Raw genomic sequence first — 26,139 nt, 5'->3', positions numbered from 1 at the left:
ATTCCTTTCTTAGTTCTTGGAGTGAAGGTCTGTTTGTGGTGCGGCAGGGAAGCTCGAGGTTGGCAGGTGCTTTGCCTTCCTCTCCTCCGCAATAGTGCGGATCCGCTCGCGCCATGCAAACCACATTGCCACAAAGACCGGAATGAGCAGCACGGTCGATGCAAGCGCATAGGTTCCGATCGGATAATCAAAGGCCATCAGGATAATTACCAGGCCAATGAAGATCAGTACCGCCCAGTCTCCGCCTTGACCAAATGGTGAGCGGTACCCAGGACGAGTATAACGCCCACTCTTGGATAGTTGGATAAACCTCAGGTGAGATAGAGCAACCGCAGCCCACGAGGCTAGAGTGCCCAACGCAGCCAGGTTGAGGACGATTTCGAATGCCATCTCAGGTACGACATAGTTGAGGAAGACACCTGCCAAGCCCACCAGGGCTGCCATCACGATGCCGCCATAGGGCACGCCCGACTTGGACATACGGGCACCGAACTTCGGGCCCGAGCCAGAGGTAGACATGTTGTACATAATGCGGCCGGTGGAATACAGGCCAGCATTAAGCGAGGAAATAGCGGCTGTAATAACCACCAGCTGGAAGATTGGAGCGGCCACGCCAACGCCAAGGGACTCAAAGAAGGTCACAAAGGGCGACACTTCTGCCACGTAGTTGGTGTACGGCAGCACTAGGGTCAACAGCAGAACAGAGCCAAAGTAGAAGACCAAAATACGCAGGAGGACGTTGTTTACCGCGCGCGGGATGTGCTTTTCTACGTCCTTGGTTTCACCGGAGGTGGTACCCACCAGCTCGATACCTGCATAAGCAAAGACAACACCCTGGATGACAATCACGGCAGGTAGCAAGCCATTAGGCAACCAGCCACCGGTACTAGAAATCAGGCTGAAGCCAGTCGGGTCTCCACTCGGATGACCAAAGATTAGAACACCGATGGCCACGAGCATAAAGATAATCAGAGCGACGATCTTAATCAGTGAGAACCAGTATTCCAGCTCACCGAAGATCTTCACCGAAAGCATGTTGAATACCAAGATGCTGCAGATGACGACGAGGGCAAGCGTCCACTGCGGTACCGAGTCAAGCCATGTTGTGTACTGGCTAAACCACTTGATGTAGATGGCCACCGCAGTACCATCCGCGACCAGAGTCATGGCCCAGTTTCCCCAGTACAGCCAGCCGGTAACAAACGCAGCCTTCTCGCCGTAGAACTCTCGAGCATAGGAGACGAAAGAGCCGGAGCTTGGGCGGTAGACGATGAGCTCGCCAAGGGATCGCAGGATTATGTAGCCGAAGAAACCACAGATGAGGTAAAGCACCGCTAGGAACGGGCCGGCGGTTTGCAGGCGGCTACCAGTACCCAAAAGAAGACCGGTACCAATCGCGGAACCGATGGCAATCATCTGTAGCTGGCGATTGCCCATCCCCTTTTGAAGGCCATGATCTTCCGATGCGAAAACCGCCTTCTCATTCTCGTGCGGCCCAGTACTAGACGGTGGAGAATTTTCAGTCATTTAGAGATCGTCCTTTCATTGGCAGGAATGCGTGTACTAGGTCTCATTCCTCGAAAAGACATTAACACAACACTATGTAACCCATATCACCACTACCCCCAATTTGTTCAACAACACGGTTAGTACCTTGGGAATGAGTCGATCTCCTACCCCCGTTGGAAATATAAAAGAACCGCATGGCCATAGACCATGCGGTAAGAAGGGGGATTTCGCCAGTTAGCGCAACGGCTTCTGCGCCCACTCGCGCGCCGCGGCGGCATTTTCGCGGACGGTTTCGCGCTGCTCAGCAACGCGGACGCCGGCGGTTCCGCCTTTTGTTGTGCGGGAAGCAACGGCACCGTCGATGGTGAGGACCTCGCGCACCTCTGGGGTCAGTCGCTTGTCGACGCCCTTGAGTTCCTCATCAGTGAGGTCCACCAAGTCCACTCCCCGCTCTTCGGCGATGCGTACGCACGCGCCGGAAGCTTCGTGCGCTTCGCGGAAGGGCATGCCTTGGCGAACCATCCACTCGGCCAAGTCGGTGGCCAGGGTGAATCCGCGTGGCGCCAACTCGCGCATCCTGTCTTCATTGAAGGACAAGGTGGACACGAGGCCGGTCATCGACGGCAGCAGCAAGTTGAGCTGTGCTACCGAATCCACGATCGGTTCTTTGTCCTCTTGTAGGTCGCGGTTATAGGCCAGCGGCTGTGCCTTCAGCGTGGATAGCAAGCCAGTGAGGTTGCCAATCAGGCGCCCAGTCTTGCCGCGGGTAAGTTCCGGGATATCCGGGTTCTTCTTTTGCGGCATGATGGATGAGCCCGTGGACCATGCGTCGTCCAAGGTGACGTAGCCGTATTCCGGGGTGCACCAGTAGATGATCTCTTCTGCCAGCCTGGACATGTCAACGGCAATCTGTGCCAAGACAAAGGCCGTCTCCGAAGCGAAATCGCGTGAAGCGGTGCCATCCAAGGAGTTTTCAGCGGCTGAATCGAAGCCGAGTTCCGCCGCGATGGCCTCTGGATCAAGCTGCAGGGAGGAACCTGCGAGTGCACCCGAGCCATACGGGGATACGGCTAGCCGCTTATCCAAGTCCTGCAGGCGCTGAATATCGCGCAGCAGCGGTTGGGCATGGCCCAATAATTCGTGGGCAAGCAGGATGGGCTGCGCGGCCTGGGAGTGCGTCTTGCCCGGCATGATGGCTTCGGGATGCGCGGCGGCTTGATCCGCTAGGGCATCGACAAGCTCGGAGACCTGCAGGGCCGTATCGCGGATGGCATCGCGCACCCACATGCGAAAGAGCGTGGCGACCTGGTCGTTGCGGGAACGTCCCGCGCGCAGGCGGCCGCCTAACTCGGGCCCAACGATGTCGATGAGGCCGCGCTCCATGGCGCCGTGCACATCTTCATCGGTGGGTGCTGGGACAAATTTGCCTGAAGCAACCTTCTCCCCGAGCTCGGTGAGCCCGGAAAGCATGGTGTCGAGGTCGGCATCGGAAAGCAGCCCTGCCTTGTGCAGCACCTTGGCGTGCGCCTTCGAGGCGAGTACGTCGTAAGGGGCAAGCACCCAGTCAAAATGGGTGGACACCGAAAGGGCGAACATCGCCTCGGAAGGGCCGCCGGAGAAACGGCCGCCCCAGAGCGCGCCTTCGTTAGTCTTGTGTGGTTCCATCGGTGCCTATTTTTCTGCGCTGGTGGGGAAACCACCCTCGCGGTCACGCTGGTTGGAAATCTGGGTGGACAAGCCGTGCAACTGGACAAAGCCCTTTGCAGCGGTCTGGTCGAAGGTATCGCCGGTGTCGTAGGTAGCCAGATCGAAGGAGTACAGCGACTGGCCGGAGCGGCGGCCGGTGACGGTCGCAGTACCTGCGTGCAGGCTCAGGCGGATATCGCCGGTGACGTTCTCCTGGGATTCCTCGATGAAGGCATCCAGGGAACGCTTGAGCGGCGAGTGCCACAGGCCGTCATAGACCTCCTCGGACCACCGCGCATCCGTCAGGCGCTTGTAGCGCGCCAGCTCGCGCTCCACGGTGACATCCTCCAGCGCCTCGTGAGCCTGGATGAGCACCATGGCACCCGGTGCTTCGTAGACCTCGCGGGACTTAATGCCCACCAACCGGTCCTCCACCATGTCCAAGCGGCCGATGCCCTGGGCACCAGCACGGCGGTTGACCTCTTCGATGACCTGCAGCGGGGTCAACTTCTTGCCATCGACGGCAACCGGAACACCCTTCTCAAAGGAAATGATGATCTCATCCGGAGCATTGCCCAGGCCCGGGTCTTCCGTATATGCGTAGAGATCCTTTGTCGGTGGGTTCCACAGATCCTCCAGGAAGCCGGTTTCTACCGCACGGCCCCACAGGTTCTGGTCGATGGAAAATGGCGAGGCCGCCGATTGCTCAATGGGCAGGTTAATCTCTTCGGCAAAATCGATGGCCTTATCGCGGGTCCATGCATAATCACGCGCTGGGGCGACGATCTCTAGCGATGGATCCTGGGCGCGGAAGGACACCTCAAAACGCACCTGGTCATTGCCCTTACCGGTGCAACCGTGAGAAGCGTGCGTTCCGCCGTGCTCCTGCGCGGCCTTTACGAGATGCTTGGTAATAAGCGGACGGGAAATGGCAGATACCAGCGGGTACTGCTTCATGTACATGCCATTCGCCTTAATGGTGGGCACGCAGTATTGCTCCGCAAACTCATCTTTGGCGTCGATAACGATGGATTCCACCGCACCGCAATCGAGCGCACGCTGGCGTACGGACTCCATATCCTCGCCGCCCTGACCCAAGTCGAGGGAAACGGCAACGACATCGCCGCCGGTCATCTTTGCCAGGTATGGAATGGCTACCGAGGTATCGAGGCCACCGGAATAGGCCAAGACTACGCGTGCAGACATGCTAAGTCTCCTTCAGTGTTTGAAAATAATGCGTTTACTTAAATAATATACGAGTGGGTGCGAGAATGCCACTCTTCTTTAAATCTTCTGCGCCTTCAGCTTTTCCGCCAATTCCGCACCGGTGACCCCCTCGCGCGCCAGCACAAAGATGGTGTCATCACCAGCGATGCACCCCACCACGTCATGCAGACCCACTCGGTCGATAAAGCTGGCGAGGTATTGCGCCGCGCCCGCTGGAGTGCGCAGCATCGCGATATTCATCGAGGAATCGTGGGAGACCACCAATTCATCCAACATGCGCCGCAGCTTTTCGCGCGGACCGCCCACCTGGTCTTCGAATTGTTCCAGCTCACCTGCGACCATATAGTACGAGCGCCCGCCATCTCGCTTGACCTTCTTCGCCCCCAGCTCATCAAGATCTCGCGAGAGCGTGGCCTGCGTAATGTCGATGCCTTCTGCCAACAAGAGCTCCGATAATTGGACCTGGCTCGTGACGCGATTGCGGTCCAGGATTTCCAAAATCTTTGCCTGCCGGGCAGTACGAGTGCTCGGGGTACTCATGGCTAGCTATTCTCCTTATTGATATCGAGCAACCACACCAGCAATGCCTTTTGGGCATGCAGGCGGTTTTCTGCTTCATCAAATACCCGGGACTGCGGTCCATCGATAACCTCTGCGGTCACCTCGTTTCCACGATAGGCCGGCAGGCAGTGCAAGAAAATCGCGTCCTTCTTTGCCTTTGCCATCACGTCTTTAGAGACCTGATACGGCAAGAACGGGGTGCGCCTGTCCTGCCCATCGTTTTCCTGTCCCATAGATACCCAGGTATCCGTTATTACCACATCAGCGCCTGACACTTCTTCCACATCATCGGTCACCGTCACATTGCCGCGCTGCCGTGCGCGCTCGACAAATTCGGGACGCGGTTGGAACCCTTCCGGTGAAACGATGGAAATATCCATGCCTGCGGTAGCAAAGCCAATCATATAAGAATTGGCCATATTATTATTGCCGTCCCCAAGATAAACCGCCTTGCGGCCTGTAAGGTCACCTAGGTTTTCCCGGCAGGTCAGGAGATCGGCCAGGATTTGGCAAGGATGCAGGTCATCAGAAAGCGCATTGACCAGCGGAGCCGTCGAAGTCTCCGCCATCTGCTCCAGGTTGTCGTGGGCATAAGTGCGCCAGACAATGGCCTCCACGTAGCGGGACAAGACCGCACCCGTATCCTGATAGGACTCGCCCTTACTCATATGAGTGCCAGAAGAATCAACGGTAATGGCGCTGCCGCCCATGTGCGCGATTCCGGTTTCAAAGGAAAAGCGGGTGCGTGTAGATGTCTTATCAAAAAGGACGGCTACCGTCTTTGGCCCCTCCAGAGGGCGCCGCGCGAACGGGTCGGCCTTGAGTTGGACCGCCAGATCGAGGACTTCCTTTTGTTCCTCTGGGCTCAGGTCATCATCGGCTAGAAAATGGCGCAAGTTCATACTAATTCCTCCACAACGGTGTGTAATTTTTCCAGGGCAGCATCAATTTCCTGCTGCGATATGATCAGCGGCGGGGTAAGGCGCAGGACGTTCTCGCTCGGGGCGTTGAGAATAATCCCCTGCTCGAATCCGCGCTTGACGGCCTCGCGAGCAACCGGTGCATTTAATACAACTCCGAGCATGAGACCGCGCCCGCGCACCTCGCTGACCCCGGGAATCTCCTTGACTTGCTGCGCCAAGTACTCGCCCTTGGCGGAGACCTCATCCAAGAACTCCTGATCCAGGGCATCGAGTACAACATTGGCCGCCGCACACGCCACGGGGTTTCCGCCAAAGGTGGTCCCGTGGGAACCTGGCTGGAATAAGTCCTTGGCGCGGCCGCGAGTGATGGTGGCGCCGATGGGCAGTCCGGCACCCAACCCCTTGGCCATGGTGATGACATCGGGGGAAATATCTTCGAGCTCGTGGGCAAAGAACTGCCCCGTGCGCCCTGCCCCGGCTTGGACTTCATCGACGATGAGCAAAATGCCGTGCTCATCGCATAACTCAGAAACGGCCCGCATAAAACCGGCAGGAGCAGGAATGACTCCGGTCTCGCCCTGAATGGGCTCGAAGATGATGGCGGCGGTATCCGCGGCGTCTTGCTCCACCAACTGGCGCAGGTAATCGATATCGCCGTAAGGGTAAAATTCCACGCCACTAGGCAGTGGGCGGAATGCCTTTTGCTTATCAGGCTGCCCAGTCATGGCCAAAGAGCCCATCGTGCGGCCGTGAAAACCATGGTGCGCAGCAAGGATGCGCCGCCTACCGGTCAGCCGCGCGAGCTTGAATGCCGCCTCGTTTGCCTCTGAGCCGGAGTTGCAGAAAAATACGCGCGCCTCACTATCGCCCACCCGTTCAATCAGCTTTGCCCCGGCATCGAGCACGGGTTGGGTGGCAAAAAGATTGGAGGTATGCACAAGGGTGCGGCTTTGCTTGGCAACAGCATCTGCTACCTCCGCATTGCCATAGCCCAAGGAATTCACGGCGATACCGGCCAGCAGGTCAATGTAGTTCTTCCCGTTTTCATCAGTAAGGGTGGCGTCCTCCCCGGACACCAGGCCGAGTGGCGGCTGGCCATAAGTATTGGCCAGCGTTTCTGACCACCGACCGGTTAATGTTTCTTGCGTGCTCATGCGATATCGTCCTTCCTGAACACTGTGCCTTCGGGATAATCGTGCTTTTCGTAATCATCGGGCAGGACCATCGTTCCAATGCCGCCTGGGGTTAAAAGCTCAAGGAGCACGGAATGGCCTATTCGGCCGTCGATGACGTGCGCGGCGGATACCCCGCCCTGCACGGCATTGAGGCAGGACTCCATTTTGGGAATCATGCCGGAGCTCAGGCCGGGAAGCAGCCCAGTAAGCTCATCGCTTTCGATTTTGGAGACTAAGGAATCTTTATTCGGCCAGTCGGTATAAAGGCCTTCCACGTTGGTCAGAATGACCAGGCGCTCTGCGCCCAGGGCGCTCGCTAGCGCACCCGCGGCGCTGTCGGCGTTGATGTTATATACCTCGCCATCAGATCCTGGCGCGATGGTAGAGACCACCGGGATGCGGCCGGCCTCGATGATGTCATTAACGGCTGCCGGATTGACCTCCACGATATCGCCCACCATGCCGATATCGGTTGCCTCTCCTTCTACCTCCACAAAGCGCTTGGTGGCGCGGAAAAGCCCAGCGTCTTCGCCGCTTGTGCCCACGGCGTAGGGGCCATGCGAGTTGATGAGGTTCACCAATCCGCGGCCGACTTGGCCAAAAAGAACCATGCGCACTACGTCCATGATTTCGGGCGAGGTGACGCGGAAACCACCCTTAAACTCACCTTCAATGCCGAGCTTCTCCAGCATGGAATTGATCTGCGGGCCACCGCCGTGGACGACGACGGGCTTTGCCCCAATGGTGCGCAGAAACACCATATCCGCAGCAAAGGCTTCCTTGAGCTCCTCATCCACCATGGCGTTGCCGCCATACTTGACGACGACGATTTTATCGCGGAAGTGCTGCAGCCACGGCAAGGCTTCAGCCAGCACCGTAGCGCGTTCTTGATTATTTAATCCGGGAAACATTTCTCCTCCTAGGAGCTATACGCCGAGTTAATCTCAACGTAGGAGTAGGACAAGTCCGTGGTGCGGACGAACGCTGTACCCTCACCGCCGGTGCCGAGATCCACGCGGACATCAATATCCGCCCCGCTCAAGTCCACATCGCGGGCTCCGGACGCGCCCGTCGAGTGCACGCATACCGGCTGGTCATTGAAGTAGACGGAGATATTGTCTGGGTCCATGTCCGCATCCGCCATGCCGACGGCGGCCAATACCCTGCCCCAGTTGGGATCGGAGCCAAACATGGCGCACTTAAATAAATTGTCCCGACCCAGGGTGCGAGCGGCATTGAGCGCTTGCTCATCAGATCCCGTGCCTTCGACGGTGATCTTTACGCGCTTTGTCACTCCCTCAGCATCGGCTTGGAGCTGATCCGCAATATCCGCGCAGACCTCTAGGATTGCCTGGTCCAACTCTTCTGAGCTGGGCTGCACGCCGGAGGCCCCGGAAGCCATGACAATCACGGTGTCATTGGTAGAGGTCGAACCGTCCACGTCCAACGTATTAAACGTCTGTGCGCAGGCCTTCTCCAGCGAGCTTTGCAGGATAGCTGCGTCAGCGACGGCATCGGTAGTAATGCAGACCAACATCGTGGCTAGCGACGGCGCCATCATGCCAACGCCCTTGCCCATAGCGCCCACGGACCAACCATCGCCAGCACAAGCGGATTCCTTAGGAACGGTATCCGTGGTCATAATGGCAGTGGCGGCGTCTTTGCCGTGCTGAGGGGTAGTACCCACGTGGTTCGCAACCTCCGCGATGCCCGCAAGCGCATTGTCCATGGGCAGCGGCTCGCCGATGAGCCCGGTAGAACAGATGGCAATATCCTTCACGGCGATTTCCGTGCCATGGGATACGGCATCCACCATTGCGCGTGCATCGACATCGCCTTGCACGCCGTTGCACGCATTGGCATTGCCGGAGTTGATGACTACGGCGCGCAGTTGGCCATCCGCTACCGCCTCGCGGGAGACCTTAACGGGGGAAGCTACCACGCGGTTGCGCGTGAACACCGCCGCCGCGTCCGAGCGCGGGCCTTCATTGATAATCAAAGCCAAGTCCGACTTGCCGGAGGGCTTGATTCCGGCCTTTACCGCGCCGGCGCTAAATCCGGCGGGTCCGGTGATTCCTGGTGTAGTCATCATATTCTCCTCTTCTTAATGCGCAGCCCTACGGGGCGACTGCGGCTTGGGGCAATCCCAAAGTTTCTGTCCATCCCAACGCAAGGTTCATGCATTGCACGGCGGCACCGGCGGTACCCTTGCATAAATTGTCGAGCGCCGCGGTGATGATGAGGCGGTGGGAATTGTCATCGACGTGGACTTGGATATGCACCATGTTCGTACCCACCACGTTCTGGGTTTCCGGTTGCTGGCCTTCTGGCAGCACGAGGCAGAAAGGCTCATCTGCATAAAATTCTTCGAAGGCGGTGCGCACCTGCTGCTTGCCGATTCCCCCTTTCAGCTCCGCCGTAATCGTCGCCAGAATCCCACGGGGCATGGGTGCAAGCACCGGGGTGAAACTCACGGATACCTCGTCGCGAGAAAATGGTTGCAGGTTCTGCACGATTTCCGGGGTATGTCGGTGAGTGCCGCCTGGTTTATATGCCTTAACGTTTCCCATGGTCTCCGCGCCCAATTGCGCGACGGATGCCTTCTTTCCCGCTCCGGAGACGCCGGTAATAGCGATCACGGACAGGGCGGGCTCCACGAGATCGCGGGCAATGGCGGGCAACGCCCCCAAGGTAATGGCCGTGGGGAAACAACCAGGCACGGCTACCCGGTTTGTACCTTTGAGGTTCGACCTATTATCAGGGATCTCCGGGATGCCGTACGGCCACTGCCCCGCATAATTCCCGCCGTAATAGGCAGCCCAATCACTCTCCTTGCGGAGCCGAAAGTCAGCGGCGCAATCGATGATGGTGACCTCACCGCCCAATTGCTCCGCCAGCCGCGCCGAGTGTCCGTGCGGCAAGCCCAAGAAGACGACGTCATGTCCCGCAAGTTCCTCGGGCGTGGTGTCAGCAATGACGCGATCCGCCAGCTGCGGCAGATGCGGGATAATTTCTGCGACGCGCTGGCCTACTTGGGATTTTCCCGTCAAGGCACCAATGCGCAGGTCACCGGAATGATAGGCAGGGTGGGATAGCAGCAGGCGCAGAATCTCTCCGCCGGCGTACCCTGTGGCCCCTGCCACTGCTACTGAAATCGTCATACGAGGAACTATAGCAAGAAATACGCTCCACTGTATGTTATTCAGTGAACTGGATTACTTTTCGCAGCTCATAGGGCATGAAAATAATTAAAAATCTGCATGAAAAAGCAGAACGGCGAAGACCCAAGACCCGAGTGGCTTATGTGCCACCAAAGTCTGGTTCTTCGCCATTTAATGCAAAAGGCTAGGCTTCTGGCCCGTCCTATGCTCGCATTTCTGCACCGAAGCGCTGCTTGGCCAATTCGGCGGCCGTCGTGCGGTGCTCGTTGACTTCCTCATCGGTCAAGGTACGGTCCGCAGCGCGGAATTGCAGCTGGAAGGCCAAGGACTTCTTGCCCGCACCTAATTGCTCACCTCGGAAGATATCAAACAGGTCGACCGACTCGATGAGATCTCCTGCGCCCTCTTCCACCGTGGCGCGCACCTTTTCCGCTGGAATATCTTCATCCACCACCAGCGCGATGTCCTGATGCAAGGCTGGGAATGCCGACAATACCGGCGCTGGGAAGCGCTCGGTCAGCGGCAGCGCGGTGATATCAAGCTCCATCGCGCACGTGCGCGGTGGCAGGTTGAGGGCTTCGAGCACCTGCGGATGCAATTCACCGGCATAGCCCACGATCTCATCTGTTCCTGCCACCTTGATGGCGGCGCACCGGCCTGGGTGCCATGGCAGGTGGTCCGCGGCTTCAACCTCGATATCCAGGCCAGCGGCGCGGGCCACCAGCCGTGCGGATTCAATCGCGTCCGCGTAGGTGTAATCGCGGCCTTCGCCCCACGGGCCCTCGTGCTCCATCTTGCCGGTTGCAACGGTTGCCACGTGCAAGGGCTGTTCAGGAAGCGTGCGCAGGAGTTCTTCTACCACTTCATCGCCAGGACGCTGTGCAACAGACGGCATAGGTGAGGATTCTGCGCGCTTGAAGGCCACCTGCTGCAAGCCATAGAGCGCCAGATCTTTGCGGCCGCGAGCAACATTGCGGCCCAAGGCCTCAAGCGTTGCGGGAAGCAAGGTCGTGGCCAAGATGGCTTTGTCAGATTCCAAGGGATTCTGCACGGCGACGGTGTTGCGGCGGGCATCGTCAGCCGCAAGGCCCCACACATCAAAGGTGTCGTTTGCGATAAACGGCGTGGGCAAAACCTCTGCATAGCCGGCATAAGCCAAACCGTGGCCGATGGCGCGGCGGCGTTTTTGCGCTGGGGTCAAACCGCGACCGCCTGCCGGGGTGGGCAGAACGGTGGGGATATCTTCCAGGCCTTCCAGGCGCAGGACCTCCTCGATGAGGTCAACATCCATGGAAATATCGGTCCGCCACGTCGCGGGCGTGACCTGCAGAACCGAATCCGATCCTTCCTCGACCGTGCAGCCCACCTCTTTAAGGCGAGAGATAACGGTCTCGCGGGAGTATTCGACGCCGGCGTATTCACTCGGCTTTTCCGCACGCAAGCGAATGGCTTGGGGCTCGGCTACCTCTCCGACGAGGGTACGTCCCTTTTCCACCGTTCCGCCCGCAATCGAGTGCAATAGCGCGCACGCAATATTAAGGGCCACCTCAACGATGGCTGGATCGACGCCACGCTCAAATCGGCGGGATGCCTCAGAGGAAAGCTTGTGGCGGCGAGAGGTACGGGCGACGGTAATGGGATCCCAGATAGCGGATTCGAAGTAGACATCCGTGGTCTGATCAGAAATCTCTGAGTGCGTGCCGCCCATAACACCGGCCAAAGATTGGATGCCGTTGTCATCGCAGATGACCACGTCCTCACCAGAGAGCTCGCGCGTGACGTGATCAAGGGTCTCAAACTTCTCGCCCTCTTGTGCATTGCGCACCGTGAGATCGCCCGCGACTTCATTGGCATCAAAGGCATGCATCGGGGTGCCCAAAAGCAACATGACGTAGTTGGTCACGTCCGTTGCCACATTGACGCTGCGCTGGCCGCACAGCATGAGTTCGCGCTCCATCCAAAATGGGGTGCGCGCCTGCGGATCGATGCCGCTTACCTTGCGCACGCCAAATCGCTGCGCCTTGGTCTCCTCGCGCAGATCGATGTTGATAAGCGAGCCTTCTGCCTCTGGAACCGCAGAGGTATCGATCCCGGCCACCGCTGGATCATCGGCGACGTCCTTAAACTCCAAGTCAAAGGAAGAGGCGATTTCGCGGCTTAAGCCACGCGCAGATAGCGCGTATCCGCGGTCCGGGGTGATGTTGACGTCAAAGTCGGTATCGGACAGGCCGATGACTGGACGGGCATCTTCGCCTACCATGTCCGCGACTTCCTCACCCAGCACGATGATACCGTTTGCCTGCGCGCCAAGGCCCAGCTCAGCAGCGGAGCACATCATGCCATTGGAGATGTGATCGTAGGTTTCGCGCGCCGCGATTTTGAACCCACCGGGCAGCTCTGCGCCGGGCAGGGAAACTACGACGTAATCGTGCAAGCGGAAGTTACGCGCACCGCAGATAATGCCCTGCAATTCACCGGTGCCATTTGCCTGGCCAACGTTGACCTGGCAGTACCGGATGGGCTTTTTGAACTGCGTGAGCTCTTCGATTTCTACGACCTGGCCAATGACCAATGGGCCAGTGGTCTCAGGGATCGGCTCATATCCTTCGGTTTCAAACCCCACGCGGACGAAACCGGAGTCCATATCGGCAGCGGACACGCTCCAATTCGGATTGGAGGCACGAAGGATACGGGTAACCCAGTCTTGGGAAATAAGCATGATGTATCTATCCTTTCTGGGTTTTAAGCCTGTACGCCAAAGGGCAGGGTGAAGCGGACATCGCCTTCGACCATGTCGCGCATATCAGTCAGTCCATTGCGGAATTGCAGGGTGCGCTCAAGGCCCATGCCGAACGCGAAGCCCGTGTATTCTTCCGGGTCAACGCCTACCGCGCGCAGCACGTTGGGGTTGACCATTCCGCAACCGCCCCATTCGATCCAGCCGGCGCCGCCCTTTTTATTGGGGAACCAGACGTCCACCTCCGCGGAAGGCTCCGTGAACGGGAAGTAATTCACGCGCATGCGCGTCGTGGTTTCGGGTCCGAAGAGCACCTTGGCTAGGTGCTCGAGCGTTCCGCGCAAATGAGCCATGGTCAGGCCCTTATCCACGGCTAGGCCCTCCACCTGGTGGAAGACCGGGGTGTGGGTGGCGTCCAGCTCGTCCGTGCGGAAAACGCGCCCTGGGCAGGCGATGTACAGCGGCACATCGCGCTCGAGCATCGTGCGCACCTGCACAGGCGAGGTGTGCGTGCGCAGAACCTGCTTGGAGCCTTCCTTGCCCACGTGGAACGTATCCTGCAGGGTGCGCGCTGGGTGATCCGGCTTGAAGTTCAGGGCATCGAAATTAAAGTACTCGGCCTCAATCTCTGGGCCATCGGCGATTTCCCACCCCATGCCAACGAAAATATCGGCAATGCGCTCCGATAAGGAGGTAATGGGGTGCAGCGCACCCGTTTGCGCCCGGGTCGTAGGAATGGTGACGTCGACGGTTTCGGCCTTGAGCTGGGCCTCGCGGGCCTGCTGCTCCAATTCCTCCTTGACCTGCGCAAAACGCTTTTCCATCTTGCCGCGGGCCATGTTGACGGCCTTACCGGCGGCTTTGCGTTGATCCTTAGGTATTTGGCCGAGGGATTGGCGGGCTTGCGGGATATACCCGTTATCGCCTAAGTGCTCGCGGCGGGCAGCGGTGAGATCCTCTAGCGTCTCTGCTGCTTCGAAGGCTGCGATAGCCTTATCGGCCGCGGCCCCGAGGGCCTGTTCGGTCAATTCGATCTGCGGTGTATCGGACACGTACTTCGTACCTTCTTCTCGCGCGAAAACTAACGCGTGCAATCTTACTCTGTCATTAGGACACGGACAGCCCCAGGGACCCCCTTTTCATTCGCTACCGCGGAGCTACGCGATTGCGGCCTAGTTCTGGTCCTGCGCCTTGGCGGATTCGTACAAGCAGATGCTGGCCGCGGTGGCAAGGTTGAGTGACTCCGCGCGCCCCCGCAGTGGGATGCGTACCCGCATATCGGCCTCTTCAAGCAACTCGCCCAGCCCATGGGCCTCATTGCCGAAGAGCCAGGCGGTGGGTTGGGTTAGGTCGGCATCGGCAAGCTCTACTTCCCCATCCGCGGCTGTGGCGACGATTTGCATGCCAGACTTGCGCAGCTGCCCCAATACGTCCTTGATATTTGGATCGCGCGCGACGGGGACGTGGAATAAGGAGCCGGCTGAAGCGCGGGCAACCTTGCTGCCTAGGGGATCCACGGTCTCGCCCGCGAAAATCACGCCATCGGCACCCATCGCATCCGAAGTCCTAATCAACGTCCCCGCGTTTCCGGGCTCAGAGGTAAGAACCGGTACCGAAATCAACTTCGGCTTCCCGTTGAGGATCTTTCCCGCAGACCACAAGACGGAGGAATTGCACAGAGCGAAAATTCCCGTCGTCGTCGCGGTATCGGCCAGGTGCTTGGTGGCCTTGTCCGTAATGGGGTGGACGTAGACATCCATATACCCACAGGCCGTAACGATGTCCGCAAAGCGCTCGGCAGCCTTCTCCGTCACGAATACGTCCGTCGCCGCACCCGTAGACACCGCAGCATCCACCGCATTTTCGCCCTCGATAATGAACTGCTTGGCCTTCTTACGATTAGCAGCCCGGTGCAATTTCGCCGCGTTGACGATGCGCGGAGTGCGTTCAGTAAAGGCGGAGTCAAAGTCTAAATTCATAGGCCCTACCCTACCTTGGGCGCTGAACTGCTCGTTTCACGCCTCAGACATGACAAAGCCCTGCCAGAAATCCGGCAGGGCCATGGCAAAAACTTACTTCTTTAACGGGACTCCGCGTGCGTCCTTGTCGTAATCGCCCACGCCAAGGAGAATCATGAAGAACTCAATGAACACCCAGATTCCTAAAACGGTCCAGAAAAGGAAGCCCAATAGGAACCAGAAGGTAAACCAGCCGAGGATATTCAGCGACAACTGCACGATGGCATAAGTTGTGCGGCCAGTGTAGAAGTTATGCGCTCCAACACTGCCCAAGAAGAAGCATAGAAGCAACGCAGCTACCCAGGACCTTTGGTTACCTGCCGCCGCATATTGTTGCTGAGTATAGCCCTGCTGCGGGTAACCACCGGATTGGAATTCCTGCGAGTAATACGGCCGATCCTGGCCAGAAAATTGGCTCGAACCAGGGTTGCCTTCTGGTTGCTCGCGGTTACACGGGCTCGTCATGTCGCGACGGTCTCCTTGCAAAGGCTGGATTTATAGCTCAATTAAATTTAGCACAAACAGCGAACAGATTGTTTGCGGGCTTTATGCATAAAGACAGCACGAAGCCCACCCTGCACCGAGTCAATTAGTGCCGGAGTGGGCGAGCATCTATGTAGCTGAGAAGACTTACGCAGCCTTCGGTGCGTTGACGTCCTCGGGCAGGGCAGCCTTGGCGGTCTCGCACAGTGCGGAGAAAGCCTCGAAGTCGTTGACGGCAAGCTCGGCGAGGATCTTGCGGTCTACCTCGATCTCAGCCAAGCGCAGGCCGTGGATGAGGCGGTTGTAGGTGATGTCGTTCATGCGGGCAGCAGCGTTGATGCGCTGGATCCACAGCTTACGGAACTCAGACTTACGCGCGCGACGGTCGCGGTAAGCGTAAGTCATAGAGTGCAGCCACTGTTCCTTGGCCTTACGGTACAGGCGGGAACGCTGGCCGCGGTAACCCTTGGCGGACTTCAGGATCGCGCGACGCTTCTTCTTTGCGTTAACTGAGCGCTTTACTCGTGCCACAGTAATACTTCCTTAAATTCTGATTGAGATGGTGGATGTGGGTTGATTGGGCGCTTTTAGGCGCGACCGAGCAGGCGCTTGACGCGCTTGGTGTCTGGCTGGGAGACGGACTCGGTGCCCTTGAGGCGACGGGTGCGCTTGGAAGGCTTGCCCTCCAGCAAGTGGCGGCGGTTTGCCTGCTCGCGGCGCAGCTTGCCGGAACCGGTCACCTTGATGCGCTTTGCGGTGCCCTTGTGGGTCTTCTGCTTCATGAGTATTAAGTCCTTAAATCCTACGTGGAATATGGTTTACTTTTTGCCCTTACGAACCGGACCCAAAACCATGGTCATATTGCGACCATCCTGCTTGGGGCGGGACTCAACTACGCCAACCTCAGCGACGTCATCGGCCAACCGCTCCAAAAGCCGGAACCCCAGCTCCGGTCGCGATTGCTCGCGGCCGCGGAACATGATGGTCACCTTGACCTTGGATCCCTTTTCCAGGAAGCGAACTACGTTACTCTTCTTGGTCTCATAATCGTGATCGTCGATCTTCGGACGGAACTTCTGTTCCTTCACCACGGTCTGCTGCTGGTTCTTACGAGATTCGCGAGCCTTTTGGGCCTGCTCATACTTGAACTTGCCGTAGTCCATGATTTTGGCAACTGGGGGCTTAGCCTTAGGAGCTACCTCGACCAAATCCAGGTCAGCTTCATAGGCAAGCTTGCGGGCATCATCGGTGCGGACGATACCCACCTGTTCACCACCGGGGCCGACAAGACGGACCTCGGGTACTCGGATACGCTCATTAATGCGAGCTTCAGCGCTGATTGTGGTTCTCCTCGATTAGGGGTTTTGGGTAATGAGTTCACCTACCGTGGACCACAAACGAATCTAACCCGGTCTGCCAAAGACAGCCGGGAGATCTCACAGAGCCAGACACGAACGTCTGGTTACCTTTACCGTTATCCAACGAACTTTAAGTTCGCGGCATCGGGTGGGAGAATCTCCGCTTGTGACCCAGGTTCCTGCAAAAGGTACCTTGGGCGGTAGTGGGTTTGACACTAGCAGCCCGCTACCACTTAAAGCAAACCGCAGAATACTAGGCATCCTCGCAGGTGGAATCGGGCTCTAGTTTCCCATCCTCAATGGCTTTGTCGATGACCTTGAGGACGTCATCGGCAAGATCATCGATCGCGGCGGAGCCACTTTCATAATCCTCGCCTTCGACGATGACACTTAGGGCTACTCCTACCCTTTTGCCGTCCTTTTCATGCACGCCGAATTGGCGGAATGTGTAGTCATCGCTATTTTCATCGAGCCCCCAGCCGCTCTTTGCCCGGGTGCTTGCATGTTTGGATAGGCCAACGCTTTGCCATTCCACAATGTCATTTAATACCTCATGGACGTATTCGGCTTCCTTGATGCAGGGCAATTGCGCGCCGAAATTCGCCTGCTCCTGCAATGGCCAGGTGGAGTAGCCAAAAGCGTCAGCTTCAATGGAGGCCTTCGAGTCGTGCTCACGCAAGAGCTTTTCCACCGCCTCCGAGGCCACGCCTTCTTCCCACTGCACCTGCGACCACAATGCGTACGCGGCATCATTATCGGATTCTTTGATGGCCAGATCCGCCAAGGACAGATCGGCGCCGTCTTGCAGCGCCGTAATGGCAATGGGCACTTTGATGGTGGACCAAGCCGGTCCATCGCCTGTGTCTCCCGCAGAAATTTTTTCTTCGCCGGCGGAGATAGCCACTCCGACATGGGCGTCATAGTCCTTGGACAACGACTCAACGGCGCGCCCCAGATCTTTGGTGAGCGCCGCATCGGCTTTAGCGCTCACGCTTGCCGATGCCCCTTCCCCCGCCGTATCCGCCGCCTGCTCGGGGGACGAGCACGCCGCCACGGCAGCAAGCGATACCGTCGCGAGTATCGCTCCCATTCTCCGCCGTAGATTCATTCCTCACAGACTAGCCCATGTTTTAGAAAAGGGACAATTTTTCGCAGAAACTATCTCCTTAGTTTTTAGGGCAACATTTCCTTGAGGTAGCCGCCAGTATAGGAACCTTCTACCTGTGCGACTTTTTCCGGAGTACCCTGCGCGACCACGGTGCCGCCACCGGCACCACCTTCTGGGCCCATATCCACAATCCAGTCTGCAGCCTTGATGACATCGAGGTTGTGCTCAATGATAAGCACGGAATTACCCTTATCTACCAAGCCTTGAATCACCAGCATTAACCGGCGAATATCCTCAAAGTGCAGACCGGTCGTCGGCTCATCCAGGATATAGATGGTGCGGCCATTGGTGCGCTTTTGTAGCTCCGAGGCAAGCTTCACGCGCTGGGCCTCACCGCCGGACAACGTGGTGGCGGCTTGGCCGAGGCGGACGTAACCCAAGCCGACATCGACAAGCGTGGCCAAGTAGCGGTGGATGGACGTAATGGGCTCAAAGAAGTCCGCTGCCTCTGAGATGGGCATATCCAGCACTTCCGCGATGTTTTTGCCCTTGTAGTGGACCTCCAGGGTTTCGCGGTTATAGCGCGCGCCCTCGCAGACCTCACACGGGACATAGACATCCGGCAGGAAGTTCATCTCGATCTTGATGGTGCCATCGCCCTGGCAGGCCTCGCAGCGTCCACCTTTGACGTTGAAGGAAAATCGCCCGGCCTTGTAGCCGCGCACCTTTGCCTCTTGGGTCTCCGCAAAAAGATTGCGAATCTTATCAAAGACGCCGGTATAGGTAGCCGCGTTGGAACGCGGTGTGCGGCCAATCGGGCTTTGATCCACCTGCACCAACTTATCTAGGTGCTCGATGCCCTCCACACGCTTGGCACGCCCAGGAACCTGTCGGGCGCGGTTCAAGTTATTGGCCAGGGTCTTGGCCAGGATTTCATTAACCACGGTGGACTTGCCGGAGCCTGATACACCGGTAATGCAGACCAGCACGCCGAGCGGAATCTCGACATTAATTCCCTTTAGGTTATTTTCCCGTGCGCCGACTACCTTCAGGGTGCGGTCTTTATCAATCTCGCGGCGGTGATCAGGAACAGCCAGCACCTTGGAACCGGACAGGTACTGCCCCGTTAAGGACTCCTCTACCTTCTCCACGCCGGCGGGCTCGCCTTGGTAAACCACTTCTCCGCCGTATTCACCGGCGCGCGGGCCCACATCCACCAGCCAATCGGACGAGCGGATGGTGTCTTCATCGTGTTCGACCACGATGAGCGTATTGCCAATATCGCGCAGGCGCTGCAGGGTTGAGATCAGGCGGTGATTATCGCGCTGGTGCAAACCGATAGACGGCTCGTCCAAGACGTAGAGCACTCCAGCCAGCCCGGATCCAATCTGGGTGGCCAGGCGAATACGCTGGGCCTCGCCGCCGGACAGGGTCGAAGCACCGCGGTCCAGGGTGAGGTAGTTAAGCCCAACGTCCAATAAGAAGCGCAGGCGGGCCTGGGTTTCCTTCAGCACCGCTCCCGCGATAATTTCCTCACGGTGCCCCAAGACGAGCGAATCCAAAAACTCTGAGGCCTCCTCGATGGACAGGGCGCTTAGCCCCGCGATGGACTGTTCACCATGCGAGGTCGACGCCAAGCGCACGGCGAGGATTTCTGGCTTCAGGCGCGTTCCCTTACACGTGCTACACGGCACCCGGCGGGTGTATTGCAGCAGGCGATCCTTTTGGGACTGCGAATCCGTGGTATCCAATTTGCGGTGCAGGAAGCCTACTGCGCCCTCAAAGGGCGCGGTCCAATTGCGCTGGCGGCCATAGCGGTTCTTATAGCGCACCCGCACCTCGGTTTCGGTGCCGTAAATCAACGCATCGCGCTGCTCCTTCGTCAGCTCGCTGACGGGGGTCTGCGGATCAAAGCCCATGGCCTTGCCCAGCCCTTCCACGAGCTTGACAAAGTACCGCGAGTTCGGGCTGGAATGCCACGGCTGCACGGCATCGACGGCTGGGGCATCCGGATCCGGAATGAGCAGGTCCACATCCACTTCGAGCTTGGTGCCCAAGCCATCACAAACCGGACAGGAGCCAAAGGGCGCGTTAAAGGAAAACGCACGCGGCTCGTACTCCTCGATGGTCAGCGCATGGCCATTGGGGCAGGCCGCCTTTTCAGAATAGGTATGCGTGAGTTCCTCTTTATCAACGAACTCGATGGTGACGAGGCCATCGGCAAGCCGCAAAGCTGTTTCCACGGAATCGGTCAAGCGCTGCTTCTGGGAGGCTTTGACCTGCAACCGGTCCACTACCACCTCAATGGTGTGCTTAACCTGCTTCTTCAGCTTCGGCGGATCGCTTAATTGGTGGGTCTCACCATCCACACGCACGCGGGAGTAGCCCTGCGCCGAAAGATCTTGGAAAAGGTCAACAAACTCGCCCTTGCGCTTGCGCGCTACCGGGGCGAGCACCTGGAACTTCAGCTTTTCTTCCTGCTCCAGTACTGCATCAACGATCTGCTGCGGCGTCTGGCGCTCGATAACGGCATCGCACTTGGGGCAGTGCGGAGTGCCAGCGCGTGAGAAGAGCAGGCGGAGGTAATCGTAAATTTCCGTAATCGTGCCCACGGTAGAGCGCGGGTTGTGGTTCGTGGATTTCTGATCGATGGACACCGCCGGCGATAAGCCACCGATGTATTCCACGTTGGGTTTATCCATCTGGCCCAAAAACATCCGGGCATAAGAGCTCAACGATTCCACGTAGCGGCGTTGGCCCTCCGCGAAGATGGTATCGAAGGCCAGCGAGGACTTACCGGAGCCCGAAAGCCCAGTAAAAACCACCATTTTATCGCGCGGAATATCGATATCCACGCCCTTGAGATTGTGTTCCCGTGCGCCTCGCACAATCAATCGTTCTGCCACTGCGCTCCAGCCTCCACATCATAGATTTTAATCTCCCCTTGAATGTACCCGTAAGCTGGAACGTATGACTAACGAGCTACATCTTCACCAAATCTCCGTTTCGGAGATGGATAATAACTGCTACCTGCTCACCGCCGGCGATCAAGGCTTGCTTGTCGATGCCGCCGATAACGCCCCCGCCATCCTCGACATGGCGCGCGAGGCAGGCGTTGACATCACCGCTGTTCTCACCACGCACCGCCACTGGGATCACGTGCGGGCTCTCGGCGAGGTTTTGGAGGCCACCAACGCAAAACACTACGCCTCCTTTATTGATTCGCCCGCCATTCCGGAAGACGTGGACGTTGAGCTGCGCGAGGGCGATTCCATCGAGTTTGCCGGCATGAAATTGCCGATCATCATCCTGCGCGGCCATACCCCCGGCGGCGTCGCGCTAGTGGCCACCGTTGACGGTGTCACGAACCTCTTTGTGGGAGATTCCGTATTCCCCGGTGGCTTGGGTCGAACGACCTCTGAAGGCGACTTTGTGCGGCTATATAAGGACGTCACCAAGCGCGTCTTCGAGGAGTTCCCAGATAACGCCATCATCCGCCCGGGTCATGGCAAGCCCACCACCTTGGGGGAAGAACGCCCCAAGTTGGGTGATTGGTGGGAGCGCCGTTGGTGATCTAGGCGGCTATTTCAGCGTATAATGGTCAATCACACGATTGGTCTAGAACAACGAGCTAAGGAGCTTAAAGGACTATGATTCGCAAGTTTGCCCGCCCCATGCTGGCATCGGTATTTGTATGGGAAGGTGTAGACGACCTGCGCAATGCCTCGGAGCACACCAAGGAAACCGAAGGCTTCCTCAAGACCCTGCGCAAGTTCGTCCCCTCCGGTTACAAGAACCTGATTCCCAATGATCCGGAACTAGCTACCCGCGCCCTCGGCGGCGCAAAGATCGGTGCAGGTACCACCTTGGCTCTGGGCAAGGCACCACGCACCTCCGCAGCCGTGCTGGCTGCCGCTACCCTGCCCAACTTGGTGGGCAAGAATAACTTCTGGGCCGCAGATAATAAGAAGGACAAGGAAGACCGTCGCAACGGCTTCATTACCAACACCGCCCTGCTCGGCGCACTCTTTATCACCACCCAGGACACCGAAGGCAAGCCTTCCCTGCGCTGGCGCGCACAGAAGGCCGGTGAGCGCACCAATAAGAAGATTCAGCAGGCGCTGCCCACCAAGTCTGAGTCTCAGGAAAAGCGCGAGGAGCTTTCCGCTTGCGCCAGCGAGCTGTCCAATAAGGCCGGCGACTGGTTCAATGAGACCTCCCAGAAGGCTCAGGCCTATGTGGATGACAACAAGGATGACTGGCAGTCCACCGGTCGCGGCCTCCTGGATACCGCCAAGTCCTATGTCGATGACGCCAAGGACTACGTCGATGACAACAAGGATGACTGGCAGGATTCCGGCCGCGACTTCTTGGACAACGCAAAGTCCTTCATCGAGGACTCCGTCGATAGCGCCAAGTCCTACGTTGATGACAACAAGAAGGACTGGCTGAAGTCCGCTGAGTCCAACGCTAAGACCGCCCGCAAGGGTGCCGTCAAGGCCGCGAACAAGGCACAGAAGCGCGCCGATGATGCTGCATCGAAGCTCGACAAGGCAGACTCCAAGCGCGCTGCTAAGAAGGCTTCCAAGCAGGCAGATAAGCTGCAAAAGAAGGCTAATAAGAAGATCGAAGCCGCTATCAAGAAGATTGAAAAGCGCGCTAAGTAATTCGCCTTATCCCTCGCACACGGCCCAGCCCTTACGCTGGGCCGTTGTTCTTTGTCACGGCAAGGTCTAAACTCGAACCTCCCCTACGCGGCACGCGAATGCGTGTCCACCCATATTTTCGTGTTTCATTCTGAGGAGTCTTGTGAACTCTGCACCGAAGAATTCTCCAGCCACTCATTCTCCCGCCGCTGCATCTTCATCCAGCCGCGCGGATAACGCTGGAATTTCAGCCATCGAAGCCGAGCAGAACTATGTCGATGGCCTCTTTGACCGCCTCGATGACGAGGTAGCCACGGCAAACGCGCGCCTGAATGAGGTCCAGGCCGAGGTCGACCCGGCGACCCCCGATGCCGATGCCTTAGTGCGCCGCGAAACGGAATACCACGGCCTGCAGGCCAAATTGGACCGCCTCAACGTCGCGCAGATGGGGCTCGTCTTCGGCCGTATCGATATCGATGCCCCCGGCGATAACCCAACTGATGAGGGACTAGACCGCCGCTATATCGGCCGCATGGGTTTGGATGCTCGCGAAGAAAACTACCGCACCCTGCTTCTGGATTGGCGCGCGCCCATGGCCCGCCCCTTTTACCTCGCCACCACGGCCCAGCCAGAGGGTGTGCACACGCGCCGCCAGATCCGCATGTCCGGCCGCACGGTCACTGATGTCAATGACGAGGCATTAAACGGCCCAGGCGTGCGCGAGGAGGAAGCGGGCGTGGCGAGCGAGTCTGCCCTGTACTTTGCCATGCAACGCGCCCGCACGGGACACATGACGTCCATCGTGGAAACCATTCAGCGCGAGCAGGACGAAATCATCCGGGATAATACCCGCGGCGTGATGGTGGTAGAAGGCGGTCCCGGCACCGGCAAGACTGCCGTCGCGCTGCACCGCGTTGCCTACCTGCTCTATACCCACCGCGAACTGCTATCTTCCACCGGTGTACTCATCGTTGGACCCAATACTAATTTTTTGGACTATATTTCCCGCGTCCTGCCAGAACTCGGTGAAACCGGCGTCGTGCTCTCCACCATCGGTGGGCTATTCCCCGGCATTACACCCACCCATACCGAGGGTCTTGTGGGCCGCGAAATCAAAGGCAGCGAGGCCATGGCGGAAATCCTGAGCGCTGCAGTCAAGGATTATCAGCAGGTGCCGAATGAGGCTCGGGACATCACCGTGGATGGCCTGACCCTGACCATCACTCCATCCATGGTGAAGAAGGCGCGCACCCGCGCCCGCCGCTCACGCAAGCCGCATAACCAGGCGCGCGAGGCATTCATCGAGCACTTCGTGGAGGACCTGGCACAGGAGATGGCCACCAAGGTTGGCACCGATCCGCTGGGCGGGGAAAACCTCTTAAGCCGCGCGGATGTGGACCAATTCCACGACGATCTTGCCATTGATGAGTCCGTGGTCAGCTGCATCGATGATTTTTGGCCCCAGCTTGATCCCTCTGAGGTCCTCGCCGCCTTGTTGTCGTCCCGCGAGCTCATTGCCTCAGCTGCCCGTGGCTACGATGAGGAGACCCAAGCCGCCTTGTACCGCGCAGATGGCTACGGTTGGACCGATTCCGATGCTGCCCTATTGGATGAGTTGGCCGTCCTCATCGGGCTGCCCAGTCCTGAGGAGAAGAAGGCGGCCAAAGACGCCGAGTGGCGCGAGCAGATCGCGGATGCAGAAGATGCGTTGGATATCCTGTCATCTTCTGAATCCACCGATAACGACGATGACATGTTTGAGGCGGAAATTCTCTCGGCGCACGACGTGATCGACGCGGAAACCCTAGCGCAGCGCCAAGAGGTGCGGGATACGCGCACCACTGCGCAGCGTGCCCGGGAGGATCACACGTGGGCCTTTGGCCACATCATCGTGGACGAAGCGCAGGAACTTACCCCGATGGAATGGCGGATCCTCTTCCGCCGCTGCCCGTCGCGGTGGATGACGCTGGTGGGCGATACCTCGCAGACCGGTTCCCCGGCGGGCGTGGATGACTGGGGCGAGGCCTTGGAGCCGTTCATCGCCCAGCGCTTCCGCCACCACCTCCTTACCGTCAACTACCGCACACCTGAGCCCATTACCGAGCTTGCTAATGGCCTATTGGCCTCCATTAATCCGGATGCCACCCCTGCCATTGCTATTCGCGATGGTGTGCCGGTGCGTCGGCTTGACGATGCCGACTTCAGCCCCGGCGTCACCACCGAGGACGATGGGCGCCTGACCGCAATCATTGACGCCACGAACGCCGAATCCGTCAAGGGCCTCGAGTTCGACCACGTAATCGTGCTTAACCCGCGCGAGATTGTCGATGCCTCCCCGCAGGGACTGCAGAACCTGTACGTCTGCATCACCCGGGCCACGCAAACGCTGACCCTAGTGGGAGATACGTCCGGCGTGCTCTAGCCCACTGGGATCACAAAACCCACCGGGCGAATCCAGAGAAGGACTCGCTGCGGTGGGTAAGGCGAAAGCCGGTCAGGCGAAAGCCTAGGTTAATTGACGGTGTGAACAATCATGACGTCACAATCGGACTGGCGCGCCACATCAGCCGGCACCGAGCCAAGCAAACGGCCGGTCAGGGAATTAATACCGCGGTTACCAACGATGAGCAGGTCTGCATCATTGTCGTTGACAATGGACATGAGGGCTTGTACCGGCGTGCCAGGGCGGACTGCGGTTTCCACTTTGGAAACCCCGTGCTTTTCCGCTTCTTCCCTACCCGCCTGCAGGTTAGCTTCAGCCTTCTCATCACCGAGAATAGTGACGGAATCCTGGCGCAAGGTCTTCGAGGCCTGCTCTTGATTCTCGTAGTAAGCACAACCGACGATCAGCGTGGCATCGAATGCAGCGGCAATCTTGGCTGCTCGCTCCACGGCGAGGAGGGAGGACTTGGAACCGTCAGTACCGACAACAATCGTGCTGTAGTCGCTCATGATGACCTTTCTTTGTGGGTGTGTACCCTATCTATTCTAGTGTGCCAACTTGGCGTTACTGCAAGTGTAACAATGAAAAATGATTAACGTTTTTCACTCGTGTTGACCACCACGACATCCACCTTGGATTTATGGGTAAGTTCAGTAGGCACTGAACCGAAAACGCGTCCGCGCACGGAATTAACGCCGCGATTGCCCACGACCAAGAGCTCAACGTCGTATTTCTCCGTAACCTCAATTAAGGCGTTGACAGGGTCACCGGGGGTAGTGACCACCTCAATATTTTCCGCGCCTTCGGACTCTGCAATCCGCTGCGCATTCGTGAGGTAAGTATTCGCCATTTCCTCGCTGACCACCGGTAGCCGGGATCCTTCCCCGCTGGGGGCACCGAGCATGGAGCCTGAATGATTATAGGCTGCGGAGACGATGATGAGCTTGGCGTCATATGCCCGTGCCATTGATGCCGCCGAACGCACTGCGCGCAGGGAAGTTTCGGAGCCATCGGTACCGACGGCGATGGTGTGATACGTAAGCATGATTCTCCTTGCTGGTGAATAACTAGGTCGGCACATTGAACCGGCTTATTAAGTCGCCC

General features: G+C 58.2%; 23 protein-coding genes. 3 read left to right on the top strand and 20 right to left on the bottom strand.

The window, feature by feature from the left end:
• Nucleotides 1-9: 9 nt before the first annotated feature.
• The 18 genes from ABRP98_RS05260 to uvrA all read right to left on the bottom strand — a co-directional run bounded on the left by ABRP98_RS05260 (nucleotide 10) and on the right by uvrA (nucleotide 20,852).
• Nucleotides 10-1,527, bottom strand: a complete 1,518-nt coding sequence (locus tag ABRP98_RS05260) for an amino acid permease (protein ID WP_023017897.1) — start codon at nucleotides 1,525-1,527, stop codon at nucleotides 10-12.
• Between the two features lie 216 nt (nucleotides 1,528-1,743).
• A complete protein-coding gene (gene argH / locus ABRP98_RS05255; RefSeq protein WP_349857889.1) occupies nucleotides 1,744-3,174 on the bottom strand; it encodes an argininosuccinate lyase in 1,431 nt (476 codons plus the stop codon).
• A 6-nt stretch (nucleotides 3,175-3,180) separates the two neighbouring features.
• Nucleotides 3,181-4,401 (bottom strand): argininosuccinate synthase, encoded by a 1,221-nt coding sequence (locus ABRP98_RS05250; RefSeq protein WP_349857887.1) that lies wholly within the window; start codon nucleotides 4,399-4,401, stop codon nucleotides 3,181-3,183.
• Between the two features lie 78 nt (nucleotides 4,402-4,479).
• A complete protein-coding gene (locus ABRP98_RS05245) occupies nucleotides 4,480-4,962 on the bottom strand; it encodes an arginine repressor (protein ID WP_005280337.1) in 483 nt (160 codons plus the stop codon).
• A 2-nt stretch (nucleotides 4,963-4,964) separates the two neighbouring features.
• Entirely contained in the window at nucleotides 4,965-5,885 is a 921-nt protein-coding gene (argF, locus tag ABRP98_RS05240; protein WP_005280336.1) for an ornithine carbamoyltransferase, read from the bottom strand.
• Nucleotides 5,882-7,060, bottom strand: coding sequence for an acetylornithine transaminase (locus ABRP98_RS05235; RefSeq protein ID WP_005280335.1), 1,179 nt, complete (start codon nucleotides 7,058-7,060; stop codon nucleotides 5,882-5,884). The genes argF and ABRP98_RS05235 overlap by 4 nt, the downstream gene beginning before the upstream one ends.
• Nucleotides 7,057-7,992, bottom strand: coding sequence for an acetylglutamate kinase (argB, locus tag ABRP98_RS05230; RefSeq protein ID WP_005280334.1), 936 nt, complete (start codon nucleotides 7,990-7,992; stop codon nucleotides 7,057-7,059). Before argB ends, ABRP98_RS05235 begins: the two co-directional genes overlap by 4 nt.
• Nucleotides 7,993-8,000: 8 nt before the next feature.
• Complete coding sequence (gene argJ, locus ABRP98_RS05225) at nucleotides 8,001-9,170, bottom strand: bifunctional glutamate N-acetyltransferase/amino-acid acetyltransferase ArgJ (protein WP_349857902.1); 1,170 nt, start codon at nucleotides 9,168-9,170, stop codon at nucleotides 8,001-8,003.
• A gap of 28 nt (nucleotides 9,171-9,198) precedes the next feature.
• Nucleotides 9,199-10,242 carry an N-acetyl-gamma-glutamyl-phosphate reductase gene (argC, locus tag ABRP98_RS05220; RefSeq protein ID WP_349857885.1) on the bottom strand — a complete coding sequence of 348 codons (1,044 nt, stop codon included), beginning with the start codon at nucleotides 10,240-10,242 and terminating at the stop codon, nucleotides 9,199-9,201.
• A 202-nt stretch (nucleotides 10,243-10,444) separates the two neighbouring features.
• Nucleotides 10,445-12,961: a phenylalanine--tRNA ligase subunit beta gene (pheT, locus tag ABRP98_RS05215; RefSeq protein ID WP_349857884.1), complete on the bottom strand. Its 2,517-nt coding sequence runs from the start codon at nucleotides 12,959-12,961 to the stop codon at nucleotides 10,445-10,447.
• 23 nt (nucleotides 12,962-12,984) lie between these two features.
• Entirely contained in the window at nucleotides 12,985-14,031 is a 1,047-nt protein-coding gene (gene pheS / locus ABRP98_RS05210; protein WP_023031140.1) for a phenylalanine--tRNA ligase subunit alpha, read from the bottom strand.
• A gap of 120 nt (nucleotides 14,032-14,151) precedes the next feature.
• Nucleotides 14,152-14,958 (bottom strand): TrmH family RNA methyltransferase, encoded by an 807-nt coding sequence (locus ABRP98_RS05205; RefSeq protein WP_349857882.1) that lies wholly within the window; start codon nucleotides 14,956-14,958, stop codon nucleotides 14,152-14,154.
• Nucleotides 14,959-15,051: 93 nt separating this feature from the next.
• A complete protein-coding gene (locus tag ABRP98_RS05200; RefSeq protein ID WP_349857880.1) occupies nucleotides 15,052-15,462 on the bottom strand; it encodes a TM2 domain-containing protein in 411 nt (136 codons plus the stop codon).
• Between the two features lie 165 nt (nucleotides 15,463-15,627).
• Entirely contained in the window at nucleotides 15,628-16,011 is a 384-nt protein-coding gene (gene rplT / locus ABRP98_RS05195) for a 50S ribosomal protein L20 (protein WP_023017886.1), read from the bottom strand.
• 56 nt (nucleotides 16,012-16,067) lie between these two features.
• The gene (gene rpmI / locus ABRP98_RS05190) at nucleotides 16,068-16,262 is read right to left on the bottom strand and encodes a 50S ribosomal protein L35 (protein ID WP_239269865.1); all 195 of its coding nucleotides are present in this window, start codon (nucleotides 16,260-16,262) and stop codon (nucleotides 16,068-16,070) included.
• A gap of 36 nt (nucleotides 16,263-16,298) precedes the next feature.
• A complete protein-coding gene (infC, locus tag ABRP98_RS05185) occupies nucleotides 16,299-16,820 on the bottom strand; it encodes a translation initiation factor IF-3 (RefSeq protein WP_081443661.1) in 522 nt (173 codons plus the stop codon).
• Between the two features lie 271 nt (nucleotides 16,821-17,091).
• On the bottom strand, nucleotides 17,092-17,928 hold the full coding sequence (locus tag ABRP98_RS05180) for a serine hydrolase (RefSeq protein ID WP_349857878.1): 837 nt from the start codon (nucleotides 17,926-17,928) through the stop codon (nucleotides 17,092-17,094).
• Nucleotides 17,929-18,011: 83 nt separating this feature from the next.
• Nucleotides 18,012-20,852 carry an excinuclease ABC subunit UvrA gene (gene uvrA, locus ABRP98_RS05175; RefSeq protein ID WP_349857876.1) on the bottom strand — a complete coding sequence of 947 codons (2,841 nt, stop codon included), beginning with the start codon at nucleotides 20,850-20,852 and terminating at the stop codon, nucleotides 18,012-18,014.
• 64 nt (nucleotides 20,853-20,916) lie between these two features.
• Between uvrA and ABRP98_RS05170 the strand changes: the two genes are divergently transcribed.
• The 3 genes from ABRP98_RS05170 to ABRP98_RS05160 all read left to right on the top strand — a co-directional run bounded on the left by ABRP98_RS05170 (nucleotide 20,917) and on the right by ABRP98_RS05160 (nucleotide 25,014).
• A complete protein-coding gene (locus ABRP98_RS05170; protein WP_349857875.1) occupies nucleotides 20,917-21,519 on the top strand; it encodes an MBL fold metallo-hydrolase in 603 nt (200 codons plus the stop codon).
• 77 nt (nucleotides 21,520-21,596) lie between these two features.
• Nucleotides 21,597-22,613, top strand: a complete 1,017-nt coding sequence (locus ABRP98_RS05165) for a DoxX family protein (protein WP_349857873.1) — start codon at nucleotides 21,597-21,599, stop codon at nucleotides 22,611-22,613.
• A 142-nt stretch (nucleotides 22,614-22,755) separates the two neighbouring features.
• A complete protein-coding gene (locus tag ABRP98_RS05160) occupies nucleotides 22,756-25,014 on the top strand; it encodes a HelD family protein (protein WP_349857872.1) in 2,259 nt (752 codons plus the stop codon).
• A gap of 89 nt (nucleotides 25,015-25,103) precedes the next feature.
• On the opposite strand, the gene ABRP98_RS05155 is transcribed toward ABRP98_RS05160, so the two are convergent.
• A complete protein-coding gene (locus ABRP98_RS05155; protein ID WP_023026529.1) occupies nucleotides 25,104-25,544 on the bottom strand; it encodes a universal stress protein in 441 nt (146 codons plus the stop codon).
• An 83-nt stretch (nucleotides 25,545-25,627) separates the two neighbouring features.
• Nucleotides 25,628-26,080, bottom strand: coding sequence for a universal stress protein (locus ABRP98_RS05150; RefSeq protein WP_023026527.1), 453 nt, complete (start codon nucleotides 26,078-26,080; stop codon nucleotides 25,628-25,630).
• Nucleotides 26,081-26,139 lie beyond the last annotated feature (59 nt).

Source organism: Corynebacterium sp. KPL2838 (assembly GCF_040225455.1).
Classification (GTDB): Bacteria; Actinomycetota; Actinomycetes; order Mycobacteriales; family Mycobacteriaceae; genus Corynebacterium; species Corynebacterium rhinophilum.
Note: the sequence above shows the minus strand (reverse complement) of the source record. Positions and strands in the feature narration are given on the sequence as shown.

What these genes read in the sequence shown, in the direction of transcription:
- argJ (WP_349857902.1), bottom strand. Translation starts at nt 9,170, where the DNA reads ATGACTACACCAGGAATCACCGGACCCGCCGGATTTAGCGCCGGCGCG.
- ABRP98_RS05170 (WP_349857875.1), top strand. Translation starts at nt 20,917, where the DNA reads ATGACTAACGAGCTACATCTTCACCAAATCTCCGTTTCGGAGATGGAT.
- ABRP98_RS05260 (WP_023017897.1), bottom strand. Translation starts at nt 1,527, where the DNA reads ATGACTGAAAATTCTCCACCGTCTAGTACTGGGCCGCACGAGAATGAG.
- argC (WP_349857885.1), bottom strand. Translation starts at nt 10,242, where the DNA reads ATGACGATTTCAGTAGCAGTGGCAGGGGCCACAGGGTACGCCGGCGGA.
- pheT (WP_349857884.1), bottom strand. Translation starts at nt 12,961, where the DNA reads ATGCTTATTTCCCAAGACTGGGTTACCCGTATCCTTCGTGCCTCCAAT.
- argF (WP_005280336.1), bottom strand. Translation starts at nt 5,885, where the DNA reads ATGAACTTGCGCCATTTTCTAGCCGATGATGACCTGAGCCCAGAGGAA.
- ABRP98_RS05235 (WP_005280335.1), bottom strand. Translation starts at nt 7,060, where the DNA reads ATGAGCACGCAAGAAACATTAACCGGTCGGTGGTCAGAAACGCTGGCC.
- ABRP98_RS05180 (WP_349857878.1), bottom strand. Translation starts at nt 17,928, where the DNA reads ATGGGAGCGATACTCGCGACGGTATCGCTTGCTGCCGTGGCGGCGTGC.
- ABRP98_RS05245 (WP_005280337.1), bottom strand. Translation starts at nt 4,962, where the DNA reads ATGAGTACCCCGAGCACTCGTACTGCCCGGCAGGCAAAGATTTTGGAA.
- ABRP98_RS05205 (WP_349857882.1), bottom strand. Translation starts at nt 14,958, where the DNA reads ATGAATTTAGACTTTGACTCCGCCTTTACTGAACGCACTCCGCGCATC.
- ABRP98_RS05200 (WP_349857880.1), bottom strand. Translation starts at nt 15,462, where the DNA reads ATGACGAGCCCGTGTAACCGCGAGCAACCAGAAGGCAACCCTGGTTCG.
- argH (WP_349857889.1), bottom strand. Translation starts at nt 3,174, where the DNA reads ATGGAACCACACAAGACTAACGAAGGCGCGCTCTGGGGCGGCCGTTTC.
- rpmI (WP_239269865.1), bottom strand. Translation starts at nt 16,262, where the DNA reads ATGAAGCAGAAGACCCACAAGGGCACCGCAAAGCGCATCAAGGTGACC.
- ABRP98_RS05165 (WP_349857873.1), top strand. Translation starts at nt 21,597, where the DNA reads ATGATTCGCAAGTTTGCCCGCCCCATGCTGGCATCGGTATTTGTATGG.
- argB (WP_005280334.1), bottom strand. Translation starts at nt 7,992, where the DNA reads ATGTTTCCCGGATTAAATAATCAAGAACGCGCTACGGTGCTGGCTGAA.
- ABRP98_RS05250 (WP_349857887.1), bottom strand. Translation starts at nt 4,401, where the DNA reads ATGTCTGCACGCGTAGTCTTGGCCTATTCCGGTGGCCTCGATACCTCG.
- ABRP98_RS05150 (WP_023026527.1), bottom strand. Translation starts at nt 26,080, where the DNA reads ATGCTTACGTATCACACCATCGCCGTCGGTACCGATGGCTCCGAAACT.
- ABRP98_RS05155 (WP_023026529.1), bottom strand. Translation starts at nt 25,544, where the DNA reads ATGAGCGACTACAGCACGATTGTTGTCGGTACTGACGGTTCCAAGTCC.